Genomic DNA, 16,091 nt, shown 5'->3' on the forward strand with positions numbered 1-16,091 from the left:
TCCGACCGTTACTCGGCTTGCACCGGCAGGACAATTCTACCTGATCCCAGGGCGTCTTGCGCCTGCCCCTGCCCGCCTGTGTGCGGTCGGTTCACTCTTTTGACGAGGAACCGACCATGCCCAAGAATAACGCCCGCAAGGGCATCCAAATCAAGCAAAACATCGGCACGACCGTCATCCCTGACGAGTCGCCCCCGATCCAGTCGTCGCCATCATCGATCGCCAACGACGCGGAGATTGCGCATCAGTCACCGATTCACGGCGATCTTGCCGTCACGCTGGTCCATTCCCAACGCCCAGCTCAACTGAACAAGGTCTTTACCTGGACCGAAGACGGACTCACCAAGACCGCCTCGGCGCAGTTGACGCGCGGACGCTGCGAGCGGCGATTCGTCGCTGATCTGAATGCCTTCGCCGAGTTGCTGGATGGCATCGCTCCGAACGTGGCCGTGCTCTACGGAGTCACTGAACGCGCAACGGCGCCTCTGGTCTCGACCAAGCATTTCCAAGAAGAGGGCGACGCGATCACGCGCACCCGCCGCTTCTTCGGATTCCGCCGTGCCCCTGGCCTCATGATGCTGGACCACGACCCGCACGGGGATCGACGCCTCTCGCCCGATGACCTGATTACCGCACTCCATCGCGCGGCACCCGTCCTGCAGGAGGCATCCTTGCTCTGGCGTCCCTCGGCCTCCAGTGGGGTCGTCCTGCCCGATGGGACCGAGACCGGTTTGCAGGGGCAGCGCCTCTATCTTCCCGTGACCAATGCCGCCCTGATTCCCGAGGCCGGCAAGGCGCTCGAAGCGCTGTTGTGGGCGAACGGCGACGGCTGGATCGAGGTCGGCAAGGCGGGACAGGCACTCACGCGGACGCTCATCGACACGACCGTCTGGCAGCCGGAACGCCTCGATTTCGTGGCCCCTCCCACACTGAAAGACGGATTGACCCGGCGTGCCCCGCCAGCCTGTCTCATCGGCGACTCGAACCGGCAGTTCGATCTACAGACGCTCATCGATTTAGCGGATGGGACGATTCGCGCGCAAGCCGCCGCGAATATCAAGGCGGCCAAATCCGGCAAGAGTGACGCTCTTACCTTGGCCCGTGACGCATGGATCGAGGAGCAAGCGGCCGCACTGGCCGAAAAGGGCCAGATCACGCTGGAGTCGGCGCGCGCGACCCTGCGCACCGCCGCGACCCAGTTCACGCTCACCGGCGACTTCCGCTTGCTGGCAAGCGATGGGGCTGAAGTCAGTGTCGGCACAATTCTGGACAACCCATCCCGCTGGCACGGCAAACGGTTCGCGGACCCACTGGAGCCCGAGTACAGCCAGGATCGGCGCATCGCCTGGGTCAACCTGCGCAGTGGCGGTCGGCCTTACCTCTGGTCCCATGCGCATGGCGGACGGCGCTTCTACCTGGTCCGTCCGAGCAAGCGCGTCCGCCTCGTCAAAGGCGAGCGTGGGCGCGTGGTCGACAACTGTCTGGACCTGCTGCGCGAGCGCGGTGAGCTGTTCGACTTCGGCGAGGGCGCGGCCCTGGTGCGGATGACCGAGGACGCGCGAGCCGTACCGGTGTCGCGGGACTGGCTGGTCGATCATTTCGATCGCACCATCCGCTTCTACGTGGAGGTGCTGCGTAAGGAAGATGGCGTCGATGTCGTCAAACAGGAAGACACGGATGCCCCGACCTGGGCGGCCTCGCGCATCCTGGCCAAGGACGGCGAGCGCGGTCTGTCGCGACTGAATGCGGTGATCACGGCACCGACCCTGCGGGCGGACGGATCGATCCTGTCGGCCCCTGGGTACGACGCCCCGAGCCGCTTGTTACTGCTGTCGAACGTCCCCGAGCTGCCGCATGTGCCGCTCAATCCGAGCCTGGACGACGCCCGCCGCGCGCTCGCGCGGCTCTGGGCACCCGTGGCCGAGTTCCCCTTGGTCGACGCGGTGGCGCGCGGCGTCACCCTAGCCGCGATGCTGACCGCCTGCATCCGCGCCAGCTTGACCACGGCGCCCGGTTTCGCCTGGGATGCGCCCGCCGCCGGCACCGGCAAGACCCTGCTGGCGCAGACCATCGGCGTTCTTCTCTCGGGCGACATTCCACCCGCGCTACCGCCGGCCTCGGCGCAGGACGAGGAAGCCCGCAAGCGCCTCTTCTCGGCCCTGCGCGAGAATCACCGCACCATTCTCTGGGACAACATCCGCGAGCCGTTCGGCAATGCGGCGCTGGACGCCTTCCTGACGGCGCCGACCTTCACCGATCGTATCCTGGGGAAGTCCGAGACGGCGACCCTGCCGAATCGCGCGCTCTTCCTGGCCACCGGGAACAACCTGCGGCTAGTGGGCGACACCTGCCGGCGCATCCTGATTGCACGACTGGACGCCCAGACCGAGAAGCCCTACGCCCGCGAGTTCGACTTCGACCCGGCACAGATGGCGGTCGCGCGCCGCGATGAGCTGGTGGTCGCGGCCCTGACGCTCATCCGCACCTGGATCACGGCCGGACGATCACGACTGGGAGCCGGTCGCACCGCCTCCTTCGAGACCTGGGACGAGCTGGTTCGACAGCCCGTCTGCTGGGTCGCAAGTTGGAGTCAGACACTGTCGTTCGACGATCCCCTCAAGGCGACCGAGCGCGCCTTCGAGGCCGATCCCGAGACGGCGAAACTCGGCGCGTTGCTCGAAGCCGTTCGCGCGATGACCGAAGATGCCTCTCCGACCAGTCGCGGCACGATCAGCCACACCGTGGCGCAGATGATCGCCTGGGCAAACGCCGAGCAGCACGACGACTCGGACGCGCAGCGCGAAGCCCGACAGAGCCTGCACGACGCCTTGAGCGAGATCGCGGCCGAGCGCTCGGGCACCATCAATCCGCGCATTCTGGGGCGCTGGATCGAGCGCAACGCCGAGCGGCGCGTCAGTGGGTTGCGCTTCGTCCAGGATGGAGAGCTGCGTCGTGCCAAGCGCTGGCGGGTGGTGGCCGATGTTTCGAGCCATGTCGAAATCAACTCTCAGAAACACACAAACTCACACCCGAAAGATGACGATGCGCGACGACCAACCCCTTGGGATGTCGGCGCCGAGTGTGAGTTTGTGAGTTCCGACGAGTTATTTGCCGGTGCCCGCGAAACGGGTCAGGTCGTCGAGGGCGAGCTATGACCGCCACCGCCCTCCTCGCTGATCTGGCCGCGCATGGGATTGAGTTGAGGGTCACCGATCGCGGCACCTTGCGCTACCAGGGCGACAAGGCCGCCGTGCATGGTTGGCTGCCGCAGATCCGCAAGTACAAGACCGAGTTGATCGGGCTGTTGCGCAATTGCCATCCACCAGACATTCCACCACTGAGCGCCGAGCAGCGGGCCGCCATCACCGAGGCCATCGGAGAGCGCGCGGCCATCATGGAACACGATGGCGGTCTCACGCGCCAGCAGGCCGAGGTCCAGGCTGCGCACGCTATGCGCGTCTACCGTTATCGTGTCACAGACCATCCGAACGACTGGCTGACCCTGATCGCTCCTGGCAGCGACCTGGACGATGCACGGAAAGCGCTCATCTGGCGCTTCGGCGAGCAGCGGTTGATCGAGGTACGAGAGGCCATCGATCAGGGGTTTCAGACGTTGGACACCAACGTCGAGACGCCCCCAAAGAAACCTCTGTTTTCCAATTGATTTAGGCAAAACCAGCGAGGTTCACGACATGGGCGGATGGGGCTCAGGAGGCTATCAGGTGCGGCACAAGGGCGCGACCACCGACATGCGCCAGCTCGATGTCCGGGACTTGGCCCGCAAGGGGCGGCTCTATTCGGGCATGTCCACGGTCATGTCTTGGAACCGTGGCAGCGAGCCTTACGACTCAATGTCTCTGCGGGCGGAAGGTGACACCTTGATCGCCGAATACAGCCGGCAGGTCGACGGCGGTGAGTGGCAGCCACGCCAGGAAACGCTCGACATCCAGCGCACACCCTGCCATCTCGGTGGCTCCCGCCCCTGGTTTCACTGCCCAGTCTGCTGGCGGCGGTGCGCCATCCTCTACTTCACCCAACATGGCTTTCTGTGCCGAACCTGTGCCGAGCTGAACTATCCCAGCACCCGGCAAACGCCTCGGGATCGCGCCTTGCTCCGGGTTCAAGCCATTCGGAGACGACTCGGCTGGCCGATCGCCTGGTTCCAGCCGGACGGCGCCAAGCCCGAGGGCATGCGATGGCGCGAATACTATCGCTTGGTGTGGAAGCATGACGCGGAATTGCAGAAGGTACTGACTTCACTGGATGCGTGGTTGGACAAGCAGCACCACGCCCTGGAGAAACGAATCAAGAGCAAGAAGACATGACCGAAACAGTGAGCCGAAAGAAGCCTGGGAAGCCGATCTGTGGCGCACGCACCCGACGCGGCACTCGATGTCAGTGCAAGCCGGTGCGGGGCGGACGCTGCAAGCTGCATGGCGGCGCGAGCACGGGACCGACGACGACCGAGGGCAAGGCGCAGTCGACGGAGAACCTGAAGCGAGCCCGCGCGGCGCTCAACTCGCCTCTACATGCCGAGGCCCGGCGTGAGCGTGCGCTCAAGGGGTGGAAAACCCGACGACGCGCGGCAGAACGGCGCAGACTGATCGAATTGGGGCGGCAAGCTGGCATGTCTGCTTGGTGGTTCGTGGCAGTGGAGAAAACATGGTGAGCAGGGTTTTGTGACCAATATCGTGCGCGCGCGTCTTGGGCTTGGTGATGACCAGTTGCGTATTGAACGACGGGGCCAAGACATTGAATCGCCATGTAACCGACGAAGCATGTAGAGGATCAAATCGATGGCAACAACAGCGGAACAGGCCCGCTATCGGGCGCGGGACGACAAAAAACTGGTGCAGGTTCGGCTATCTCCAGACGCGGTGGACGTCTTGGACAGGATTGTGAGAAAGCGCGGCGCATCAGGTCGAGCCGAAATTCTTGAAGACCTCCTCACGGCATCGGCCCCGGAACCCATCTGGCTGGTATCATTCGCCGCCCACCTGCTTCGCGCCTATTTCAAGCAAACCGGCGAGTCACTGACAAGGGCAGTGAATGCCAGCGGCCGAGTGGACCTATTGATTCATCGCCAATGATTTCGGTCAGAGCTTGCATCAAGCCTGATCGACGGTAACGCGCCCGCAACCAGACCAGTACGACAGGAATCCGCCCCCCGATGGCCCTCAAGAAATCCGAGCTTTACTCTTTTCTCTGGAAATCCTGCGATGAGATGCGTGGCGGCATGGATGCCAGCCAGTACAAGGACTACGTGCTGGTCCTGCTGTTCGTCAAGTATGTCTCCGACAAGTTTGCCGAGGATCCGGACGCCCTGATCGAGGTGCCCGCTGGCGGACGGTTCGCGGACATGGTGGCGGCCAAGGGCGACAAGGAGATCGGTGAGCGGCTCAACAAGGTCACCAATAAGCTGGCCGACGCCAACGAGAGTCTTCGCGGTGCCATCACGGTCGCCAACTTCAACGACGAGGAGAAGCTGGGCCGGGGCAAGGAGATGGTCGACCGTCTGACCAAGCTGGTGGCGATCTTCGAGAGCCTGGATTTCGGCCGCAACCGGGCCGAGGGTGACGATTTGCTGGGCGATGCCTACGAATACCTGATGCGTCACTTCGCCGAGCAGTCCGGCAAGAGCAAGGGCCAGTTCTACACCCCGGCGGAGGTCTCGCGCGTCATCTCCAAGGTGATCGGCCTGGAGCAGGCCACCAGCGGCACCCAGAGCATCTATGACCCAACATGCGGCTCGGGCTCGTTGCTGCTCAAGGCCCACAACGAGGCACAGGATCGCACCGGGCGAGATCTCACGCTTTATGGGCAGGAGATGGACAACGCTACCGCCGGACTGGCACGCATGAACATGGTCCTGCACGGCTGCCCCGAGGCGGAGATCTGGCAGGCCAATACACTCGCCGCGCCGCACTTCAAGAACCCGGACGGCGGCCTCAAGACCTTCGATTATGTCGTCGCCAATCCGCCGTTCTCCAACAAGAACTGGACTAGCGGTCTGAATACCGCCAACGACCCCTTCGAGCGCTTCGAGTACGGCACCCCGCCGGACAAGAACGGCGACTATGCCTTCCTGCTGCACATGCTCAAGAGCCTCAAGAGCACCGGCAAGGCGGCGGTGATCCTGCCCCATGGTGTGCTCTTCCGTGGCCATGCCGAGGCCGAGATCCGCCGACGCATCGTCCGTCAGGGCACCATCAAGGGCATCATCGGGCTGCCGGCGAATCTCTTTTATGGCACCGGCATCCCCGCCTGCATCATCGTGCTCGACAAGGAAGGCGCGTCCTGGCGCACCGGGATTTTCATGATCGATGCCAGCAAGGGCTTCATGAAGGACGGCAACAAGAACCGTCTGCGCTCCCGCGACATCCACAAGATCGTCGATACCTTCACGCGCTTTCAGGAGATCCCCAAGTATTCGCGTCTAGTACCCGTCGCCGAGATCGCGGCCAACGACTTCAACCTCAACCTACCGCGCTACATCGACAGCAGCGAGCCCGAGGATCTGCAAGACATCGCGGCCCATCTCCACGGCGGCATTCCCGACCCTGACCTCGATCGCCTGGCCGCCTACTGGGAGATCCTGCCCGGCGTGAGGAGCAAGCTCTTTGCAGCGACCCACCGTCCTGGCTACAGCCAGCTCAAGGTCGAAACCAGCCAGATCAAGACCACCATCTTCGAGCATCCCGAGTTCACCGCCTTCAACGACCAGGTGACGGCGCGGTTCGAGACCTGGCGGCAGGCCAACCGCCCCCGGCTCATCAGGATCCGTCTCGGCGACCGCCCCAAGCGCTTGATCGGACTCCTCTCGGAAGATCTCCTGGAGACCTTCCGCGCACTCTTCGATGGCCAAGAGCCACTCATCGACCCCTATGCGGTCTATCAACACCTGATGGACTACTGGGCCGAGACCATGCAAGACGATGTCGATCTGCTCGCCGAGGAGGGCTGGGAGGCGGCCAAGGTGGTCAGACAGCTCATCCCCAGCAAGGATCAGAAGGGCAAGCTCGTCTACCGCGAGTCCCATGATTTCGTCTTCAACCGCAAACGCTACAAGGCGGACATCATCCCGCCGGCCCTGATGATCGCGCGCTATTTCAGCGCCGAGCAAGCCGCGCTCGACCAGATGGAGGCGGAGATCGCGGCACTTGACCAGCAACTGGAGGAGCTGCGCGAGGAGCATGGGGGCGAAGAGGGTCTGCTGACGGAGGCGATGGAGGACGGCAAGATCAGCAAGGCATCGCTGAAGAATCGGCTGCGGAAGATTCGCGACGACCAGAGCAAAGACGACGAGTGCCAGGTGCTGCAAGCCTACCTGGACCTGATGGAGCGACAAGCCGCCAGCAGTAAGCAATGGAAGGACGCCAAACAGACACTCGATACTCAGGTTGCCGCTCAGTATGGACGGCTCAGCGACGACGAGGTCACGACGCTGGTGGTCGACGACAAGTGGCTCGCCCGGCTGTCGGCTGATGTGCAGGGCGAGCTGGATCGGGTCAGCCAGACGCTCACCGGGCGCGTGCGTCAGCTCGCGGAGCGCTATGCGGCGCCCTTGCCGCAGCTCACAGACGAGGTCGAAGCATTGGCCGCGAAGGTGGGGGAGCACCTCAAGCGCATGGGCCAGGACCTGGGCTGATGGCGTTCCCGGTCCGGATCATCGACACCGGTGTTCCGGAGCTGCTCGAACAGCTTGGGACCAAGAAAAAATCTTGGGTCCGTTTGGATGACTGCCGTTATCTGTTCAAGATCGGCCGCCCCGGCACCGGCGAGAATTGGGCCGAGGTGATCGCGGCCAGACTCGCGTCCATGCTGGGCATCCCCCATGCCGACTATGAACTCGCCGTGCGTGGGAATGAAAAGGGCGTGCTCTCGCCGCTCATCGTCCCCGAGGGGGGCCGCCTGATCGCAGGGAACGAATTGTTGGCCAAGATCCACCCGGAATATCGGGTCCACGAGGTCAGACAGGTCAGCGATCACACACTCAGGAGGATCCATGGCTTGCTCACACATCCAGCCATCGGTTTCCCTCCTGACTGGAGGCCGCCCTCCGACTCGATCATGACCGCTTACGACCTTTTCCTTGGCTATCTGCTGCTCGACGCCTGGATCGCCAATCAGGACCGCCATCATGAGAACTGGGGTGTCATCTATCATCAACGGCGGATCTATCTGTCGCCGAGCTTCGACCATGCCGCCTCGATGGGTCAGAACGAGACCGACTGCAACCGTGAGGAACGATTGACCACCCGCGACCGGGGGCGTCACATCTCGACCTATGTGATCCGAGCCAGATCCGCCATCTACGAGCGCCAGGACAGCGCCAAGCCGTTGAAGACGGTCGAGCTATTCGACAAAGCCGCCAGCCGATCACCGGCGGCCGCGCAGACCTGGCTCGGACAACTCGAAAGAATCGGCACACAAGACATTGCGGCACTGTTCGCGCAACTTCAGGAGAGCGAGGCCAGTCAGATTGCCAAGACCTTTGCGATGCGCCTGCTCGAGCTGAATCGAGAACGACTGCTGAAGAGCCTGACACCATGAACACACTCTATATCGCCTGGCAGGATCCCGACACGCGCCAATGGCACACCGTCGGCCGTCTGACCCAGTCGAGCGAGACCGGCTACCGCTTCTGTTATACCGCCGGCGCCGAGGCGTCTCCTCGCTTCGACTATCTGGGGCGGATGCACGACCTCTACCGTTGCTATCACTCCGACACCCTGTTTCCGCTCTTCGCCAACCGAATCCTCAACCGCTCCCGGCCCGAGTTCCCCTGCTATCTGGACTGGCTGGGGGTCGATGCGGATGCCACCCCAATGGAGCTGCTGGCGCGCTCCGGCGGACGGCGGGCGACCGACAGCCTCTGCGTCTATCCCGAGGTGGAGCCGGACGACGCGGGCTGGATGAGGCTCTACTTCTTCAGCCACGGTCTGCGCTATCTGCCGCCCGATGCACTAGAGGCGCTCGACCAACTCCAGCCTGGCACAGCCCTGCAACTGGTCCCCGAGGAGCACCAGCACGATCGTTTTGCCTTGCGGCTGGAGGATGGCGCGGCGCAACCGCTCGGCTACTGCCCGCGCTATCTAAATCAGAGCCTGCGCGCGGTCCTGCGCGAGACGCCGATTCAACTGAGGGTCGCGCGCAACAACCACCAGGCGCCGATTCAGTTTCGGTTGCTATGCGAGGCGCGTTTTCCGGGGAAGGCTGGAAAGCAGTTCTATGGATCGGATGAGCATCGGCCGCTCGCACTGCTGGCGGCGGCCTGATGAATCGAGAGGTTGGATCCGATATGCACAGTGCTGCAGAAATTCCATCTGGTTACAAGCAGACCGAGGTAGGAGTGATTCCGGAGGATTGGAGGGTTGAACGGCTCGGCGAACAGTCAGAATTTGTGACCAGCGGCTCGCGGGGCTGGGCACAGTTCTATTCAGAAAGCGGAGCGCTGTTCATTCGTAGCCAAAACGTGCGAGATGGACGACTCAGCTTCGAAGATACTCAATACGTTTCAGCGCCAATTGGAGCAGAAAGCAATCGAACCGAGGTCAAGCTGAACGATTTACTGATCACGATAACTGGCAACAGCGTTGGTAATGTTGCATTGGTGGAACAGAAGTTCGATGAAGCCTACGTCAGCCAGCATGTTGGACTGGTTCGTCTCAAAGAACCGACAAGGGGTGCTTACATTTGTCGTTATCTATCCCCCAACTCACCCGGCAACCCGCAGATAGCAGGAAGTCAGTCTGGACAAAGCAAGCCAGGGCTGAATCTCCAAGACCTAAGAGATTTCCTCATCGCCTTGCCTTCAAACCCGAATGAGCAACGCGCCATCGCCACCGCGCTCTCGGACGTGGATGCCCTACTCGCCAAGCTCGACCAGCTCATCGCCAAGAAGCGCGACATCAAGCAGGCGGCAATGCAGCAGCTTCTTACTGGTCAGACTCGGTTGCCTGGTTTCAGCGGGGAGTGGGACTTAAGGCTGTTGGGTGATCACGTCAAGTTCCTGCGACATGGAACCAATTCTCGCGCCGAACTCAGTGCGGACGGTGTCGTGAAATATCTCCACTACGGAGATATTCATACATCAACCCAACTTCGCCTCAACCCCAAGGAAATGCAGATGCCGAGTCTGGCCGCGGATCGTGCGCAAGCACTGGACCGCTTACGCGATGGAGACTTGGTATTCATAGATGCTTCCGAGGATCTTGATGGAGTCGGAAAGTCTGTAGAGATATCAGGTGCAGAAGATATGGAGATCGTAGCTGGACTCCACACCATTGCAGCCCGCTTCGACAAATCGGTGCTCGCGGACAGATTCAAAGCCTATTTGCAGTTTCTACCCGAATTTCGGCACCACCTCAGACGCCTTGCGACTGGTACGAAGGTTTATGCCACCAGCCGGTCACATATCGCAAACGTCGAGCTACGGCTGCCAGGGGCAACAGAACAAAACGCTATCGCCGCCGTCCTCTCCGACATGGACGCCGAAATCACCGCGCTCGAAGCCCGCCGCGACAAGACCCGCGCCCTCAAGCAGGGGATGATGCAGGAGCTGCTGACCGGGCGGATCCGGTTGGTCTGATCCCTGGCTGACAGCGGCATCCGCGCACGAGTCTCGACATGCCTGATGTCCGATTTACAGATCCCGGACAAGGCGCGCCACAAAAAAGATTCTTCTTGACATGTTGTTACGTGAGAAAATTGCAGATATCGAACCAGCGATTTCCAGAAGCGCCATCCCGTGCCCAGCTTTCGCCACTTCGACCTGCAATTCCTGAATCCCGCCTTCGACTCGCCGCTGGTCGATGTCCTGACCGAGCTTGAGCATCTGCGTCGGCTGCGCCTCGAAGGCAGTACCCCCGAACCGATCTTCCTCCAGCTCAAACAGGTCTTCCACATTCTGGAGAGCCTGGGCTCGGCGCGCATCGAGGGAAATCACACCACCCTGGCCGACTATGTGGAGAGCGCGGTGCAAGGCGCGACCCATCGACAGGACCATCTGCGCGAAATCGCCAATATCGAAACGGCCATGGAGTACGTGGAAACGGTCCAGCAGCCCGGTGAGCCCTTGGCGGAGTCCTTTGTGCGCGAGCTGCACGCACTGACCGTGCGTGACTTGGACCGCGAGGGCGACAAGACACCCGGCGCCTACCGCTCATGTCCGGTCAGGATCGCGCAGTCCGACCATCTCCCGCCCGAGGCGTTGCAGGTGCCCGGCTACATGCAGGAGCTGGTGGCCTTCATCAATCGGACGGACCCGCCGAAGTACGATCTGATCAAGATCGCGCTCGCTCACCATCGGTTTGGCTGGATCCATCCGTTTCGCAATGGCAACGGGCGCGTGGTGCGTTTGCTGACCTATGCCCTGCTGATCAAGTATGGTTTCAATGTGCAGGCACGGGGACGCGTGCTGAATCCGACGGCCGTCTTCTGTAATGACCGTGAGCATTACTACCGAATGCTGGCGGATGCCGACGCGGGCACCACGGACGGGCTTGAGCAGTGGTGCATCTATGTCTTGCAAGGCGTGCTGACCGAGCTACAGAAGGTCGACCAGCTCACCCAGTACGATTACCTGACGCAACGGGTTTTACTCCCCGCCTTGGCCTTCTCGCGGGAGCGGGCGCTGATCACGCCCCAGGAAGAAGCGGTCTTGGTGGCGAGTGTGAAGGAGGGAATCGCCAAATCGGGTGACTTGGCGGCCGCCATGCCAGGGTTGAGCACCACTCAGCGGACCTACCAGATTAAAAAGTTGGTGGAGCGCAAGATGCTGCAACCGATCCAGCCCAATGCCCGCCAATATACGATGGGGTTTACCAGCAATTATCTGATGCGCGGAGTCATTCACGCCCTGTCTGACGCGGGCTTCATTTCGGGTCCGCTTGCTGGATGAATGCCTCATGGGGACCAGGGCACGCCCGACGCGCTGGATAGAGCCCCAATGGCTTGGAGCCTAAAAGGAAGAACGAGCCCATGAGCACTGTTGGCCAGATCGAAAAGAAGGCCCAGGCGCGCGTCGTCGCCCTGTTTCAGGAACGTCTCAAATACACCTATCTGGGCAATTGGAGCGACCGCCCCGGCAACGCCAATATCGAGCCCGAGCGGCTCACTGCCTGGCTACGCGATCAAGGCATCGCCGATGGACTGATCCGCCGCGCTGTGCATGAATTCCAGCGCACAGCCACGGACACCAGCAAGACCCTCTACGACCGTAATCAGGCGGTCTATAACCTGCTGCGCTATGGCGTGAAGGTGCGCCCCGCCCTGGGCGAGCACCATGTCACGGTCTGGCTGATCGACTGGAAACATCCCGAGCGCAACGATTTCGCGATCGCCGAAGAGGTCTGGGTCGCGGGCGCCGATGCCAAGGCCAACACCAAGCGCCCGGACCTGGTCATCTACGTCAACGGCATCGCCCTGGGTCTGCTGGAGCTGAAGCGCTCCACGGTCTCGGTCGCCGAAGGCATCCGTCAGAACCTGGACAACCAGAAGAAGACCTTCATCGAGCCCTTCTTCTCGACCATGCAGTGGCTGATGGCCGGCAACGACAGCGAGGGTCTGCGTTACGGCACCATCGAGACCCCGGAGAAGTATTACCTCCAGTGGACCGAAGACGGCGGCGAGCATGGCGACGAGTCGAATCCGCTCGACCGCCACCTGCTGCAACTGTGCGAAAAGCGGCGCTTCCTGGAGCTGATCCACGACTTCGTGGTCTTCGACGCCGGTACCAAGAAGCTCTGTCGTCACAATCAGTATTTCGGCGTGACGGCCGCCCAAGACTTCATCCGGCGCCGCGAGGGTGGGATCATCTGGCACACCCAGGGCAGCGGCAAGTCGCTGACCATGGTCTGGCTGGCAAAGTGGATCCGCGAGCACCGCCCAGACGCACGGGTGCTCATCATCACCGACCGCACCGAGCTGGACGAGCAGATCGAGAAGGTCTTCAAGGGCGTCAGCGAGGCCATCTATCGCACCCAGAGCGGCGCGGACCTGATCGACACGCTGAACGGGACCACCGAGTCCCTGATGTGCTCCCTGGTGCACAAGTTCGGCGGCAAGGAGCAAGACGCATCGAGCGAGCGCGAGAGCGTCAAGGCGTTCATCGCATCCATCCAGCGGCTTCCATCCGATTTCCGGGCCAAGGGCGACCTCTACGTCTTCGTCGACGAGTGCCACCGCACCCAGTCCGGCGACCTGCATCAGGCCATGAAGAAGCTCATGCCGGATGCGCTCTTCATCGGTTTCACCGGCACGCCGCTGCTCAAGGCCGATAAGCGCAAGAGCATCGAGATCTTCGGCCGCTACATCCATACCTACAAGTTCGATCAGGCGGTACTCGAAGGCGTGGTGCTCGATCTGCGCTACGAGGCCCGCGACATCGACCAGCAGTTGACCAACACCACCAAGGTCGACCAGTGGTTCGACGCCAAGACCAAGGGGCTGAACGACCTGGCCAAGGCCCAGCTCAAGCGCAAGTGGGGCACCATGCAGCGCGTGCTGTCGAGCCAATCGCGGCTGTCCAAGATCGTGGCCGACATCCTGCTCGACATGAGCACCCGGCCCCGTCTGGCGGACGGCCACGGCAATGCCCTGCTGGTGGCCGGCAGCATCTACGAGGCGTGCAAGCTCTACACACTCTTCGCCGACACCGAGTTGAAGGGCAAGTGCGCCATCGTCACCAGCTATACACCGAGCATCGCCGACACCAAGGGCGAGACGACCGGCGAGGGCGAGACCGACAACCTGCTCAAGTATGGCGTCTACGCCCGGATGCTGGCCGACTGGTTCAATGAGCCAGAGAAAACCGCCGTCAAAAAGGTGGAGACGTTCGAGAAGCAGGTGAAGCAAAGGTTCGTCAAGGAGCCGGGACAGATGAAGCTGCTGATCGTCGTGGACAAGCTGCTCACCGGCTTCGACGCGCCTTCCGCGACCTATCTCTACATCGACAAGACGATGCAAGACCACGGGCTCTTCCAGGCCATCTGCCGCGTCAACCGGCTCGACGGCGAGAGCAAGGACTATGGCTACATCATCGACTACAAGGACCTCTTCAAGAGCCTGGAGTGCGCGGTCGCCGACTATACCAGCGGCTCCTTGGACGCCTATGACAAGGAAGATGTCGAAGGGCTGCTGAAGAACCGCCTCAGTGAGGCACACGAGGATCTGGAGCAGGCGCGCGAGGCAATCAAGGCGCTGTGCGATCCGGTGACGCCACCACGCGGCGAGCTGGAGTATTTCCGCTACTTCTGCGCCCAGGATTCCGGCAGCGCCGAACAGCTCAAGGAGAACGAGCCGAAGCGCCTCAAGCTCTACAAGCTGTTGGCGGGACTGCTGCGCAGCTATGCCAACCTCGCCAGCGAGCTGGCCGAGGCGGGCTACTCACCGCAGGACATTTATCAGATCAAGGCCGAGGTCGACCACTTCACCAAGGTCGGCGACGCCGTCAAGCGCAACAGCGGCGACTACATCGACCTCAAGGCGTATGAGCCGGCGATGCGTTATCTGATCGATAACTACATCTCGGCGTCCGAGAGCGAGCAGATCTCGGCCTTCGACGATCTGAGCCTGGTCCAACTGATCGTCGAGCGCGGCTCAGAGGCCGTAAACGCCCTGCCCAAGGGCATCCGAAAGAACGAGGATGCAGTCGCCGAGACCATCGAAAACAACGTCCGTCGTCTGATCATCGACGAGTCGCCGATCGATCCCGCCTACTACGAGAAGATATCCAAGCTGCTGGACGCCCTGATCGAGCAGCGGCGCAAGGGTGCCCTCAGCTACAAGGAATACCTGGAGAAAATCGCCACACTGACGCGACAAGCCAAGCGGACGGATCCGCAGCCAGACACCGGGCCGTCGAGCCTGAAGACAGCCGCCCAACGCGCGCTCTTCAGTAATCTTGGTGAGGACCAGGCGCTCGCCTTGGCGGTCGATGCCGCGATCCGCGATAGTCTCATGGACGGCTGGCGGGACAGCACGATGAAGCTGAAGCGCGTTCGCAGGGCGATTCGAGGCATACTCGAACGCGCGCATGCCAGCGCTGAGATTCCAACGCCGAGCGTGGCGGATGAAGGCGCGACAACCTATGACATCGAGGCAGAAACGACCCGTCTCCTCGACCTCGCGAAGCACCAGCATGACTATTGAAGCCCATCACCTGGATGTCGCCGGCATTCGGGTCGAAGTCGTCCGCAAGGACATCAAGAACCTGCATCTCGGCGTCTATCCGCCGGTCGGACGGGTCCGAGTCGCCGCGCCCCTGGTCTTGACCGACGAGGCCGTCCGCTTGGCCATCATCGACAAACTGGGGTGGATCAAACGGCAGCAGCTCCGATTCGCCGAGCAGCCCCGCCAGTCGGTACGCGAGATGGTCAGCGGTGAAACGCATTATGTATTTGGCCAACCCTGTCGGCTGCAGATCCACATCCAAAACGAACCACCCAAGGTCATGCTGCGCGGGAACGACTGGCTAGATCTCTGCGTGCGCCCGGACACTGACGCCAGGCGACGCGAGTCGATTCTGCTCGATTGGTACCGCGAGAGACTGCGTGAACGCATCCCGCCCTTACTGGATCGATGGCAGGCCGCCCTCGGCGTAGAAGCCTCGGAATGGCGCATCAAGAAGATGAAGACCCGCTGGGGAAGCTGCAGCATCGCCGTTCGGCGGATCTGGCTCAACCTGGAGCTGGCCAAGAAGCCCCCGCAATGCCTGGAATACATCCTCGTCCATGAGCTGGCGCACTTGCTGGAGCGCCATCACAACGAGCGCTTCATCGCCTTGCTGGACGCTCATCTCCCGTCCTGGCGACAGTCGCGGGATATCCTGAATCAAATGCCGCTTGGACATGAAGAATGGAACGAGTGAGCGGAACGGCGCTCCGCAATCAACGGTGGCGCACTCATGGCGCACTTGAGCACAAATCAAAGCGACTTACGACCATCAAACGCAACAAGGCAACAATCCTAACCATTTGTTTTTATTGTCGTGGGTTATTGCAGGCTATCGTGAGACCAAGACTCAAAATCTGACGGGGGCAACCCCGTGCCGGTTCGAGTCCGGCCCTCGGTACCAATATAGGATCAAG

At 61.8% G+C, this 16,091-nt stretch carries 11 protein-coding genes and 1 pseudogene; all 12 read left to right on the forward strand.

Going from position 1 to position 16,091, the window contains the following annotated elements:
* The first annotated feature begins 116 nt into the window (after window positions 1–116).
* The 12 genes and pseudogenes from G3480_RS05420 (at window position 117) to G3480_RS05475 (ending at window position 15,871) form a co-directional block, all read left to right on the forward strand.
* Window positions 117–3,155, forward strand: a complete 3,039-nt coding sequence (locus G3480_RS05420) for a hypothetical protein (protein WP_164652659.1) — start codon at window positions 117–119, stop codon at window positions 3,153–3,155.
* Window positions 3,152–3,664: a hypothetical protein gene (locus G3480_RS05425; protein WP_164652660.1), complete on the forward strand. Its 513-nt coding sequence runs from the start codon at window positions 3,152–3,154 to the stop codon at window positions 3,662–3,664. The genes G3480_RS05420 and G3480_RS05425 overlap by 4 nt, the downstream gene beginning before the upstream one ends.
* Window positions 3,665–3,722: 58 nt before the next feature.
* The gene (locus G3480_RS05430) at window positions 3,723–4,325 is read left to right on the forward strand and encodes a hypothetical protein (RefSeq protein ID WP_164652661.1); all 603 of its coding nucleotides are present in this window, start codon (window positions 3,723–3,725) and stop codon (window positions 4,323–4,325) included.
* Entirely contained in the window at window positions 4,322–4,669 is a 348-nt protein-coding gene (locus G3480_RS05435) for an HGGxSTG domain-containing protein (RefSeq protein WP_164652647.1), read from the forward strand. Before G3480_RS05430 ends, G3480_RS05435 begins: the two co-directional genes overlap by 4 nt.
* A 127-nt stretch (window positions 4,670–4,796) precedes the next feature.
* Complete coding sequence (locus tag G3480_RS05440) at window positions 4,797–5,090, forward strand: ribbon-helix-helix protein, CopG family (protein ID WP_164652662.1); 294 nt, start codon at window positions 4,797–4,799, stop codon at window positions 5,088–5,090.
* Between the two features lie 80 nt (window positions 5,091–5,170).
* Window positions 5,171–7,633 (forward strand): annotated as a pseudogene (locus tag G3480_RS05445) (type I restriction-modification system subunit M); the annotation flags it as partial.
* Between the two features lie 14 nt (window positions 7,634–7,647).
* Window positions 7,648–8,553 carry a HipA domain-containing protein gene (locus tag G3480_RS05450; RefSeq protein WP_164652664.1) on the forward strand — a complete coding sequence of 302 codons (906 nt, stop codon included), beginning with the start codon at window positions 7,648–7,650 and terminating at the stop codon, window positions 8,551–8,553.
* The gene (locus tag G3480_RS05455) at window positions 8,550–9,278 is read left to right on the forward strand and encodes an HIRAN domain-containing protein (RefSeq protein WP_164652665.1); all 729 of its coding nucleotides are present in this window, start codon (window positions 8,550–8,552) and stop codon (window positions 9,276–9,278) included. Before G3480_RS05450 ends, G3480_RS05455 begins: the two co-directional genes overlap by 4 nt.
* Window positions 9,278–10,591 (forward strand): restriction endonuclease subunit S, encoded by a 1,314-nt coding sequence (locus tag G3480_RS28245; RefSeq protein ID WP_164652666.1) that lies wholly within the window; start codon window positions 9,278–9,280, stop codon window positions 10,589–10,591. The genes G3480_RS05455 and G3480_RS28245 overlap by 1 nt, the downstream gene beginning before the upstream one ends.
* A 159-nt stretch (window positions 10,592–10,750) precedes the next feature.
* A complete protein-coding gene (locus G3480_RS05465) occupies window positions 10,751–11,902 on the forward strand; it encodes a Fic family protein (RefSeq protein WP_164652667.1) in 1,152 nt (383 codons plus the stop codon).
* An 80-nt stretch (window positions 11,903–11,982) separates the two neighbouring features.
* Window positions 11,983–15,153, forward strand: coding sequence for a type I restriction endonuclease subunit R (locus G3480_RS05470; RefSeq protein ID WP_164652668.1), 3,171 nt, complete (start codon window positions 11,983–11,985; stop codon window positions 15,151–15,153).
* Entirely contained in the window at window positions 15,143–15,871 is a 729-nt protein-coding gene (locus G3480_RS05475; RefSeq protein ID WP_164652669.1) for a M48 family metallopeptidase, read from the forward strand. Before G3480_RS05470 ends, G3480_RS05475 begins: the two co-directional genes overlap by 11 nt.
* Window positions 15,872–16,091 lie beyond the last annotated feature (220 nt).

The sequence above is a fragment of the Thiorhodococcus mannitoliphagus genome, assembly GCF_010915725.1.
Lineage (GTDB): Bacteria > Pseudomonadota > Gammaproteobacteria > Chromatiales > Chromatiaceae > Thiorhodococcus > Thiorhodococcus mannitoliphagus.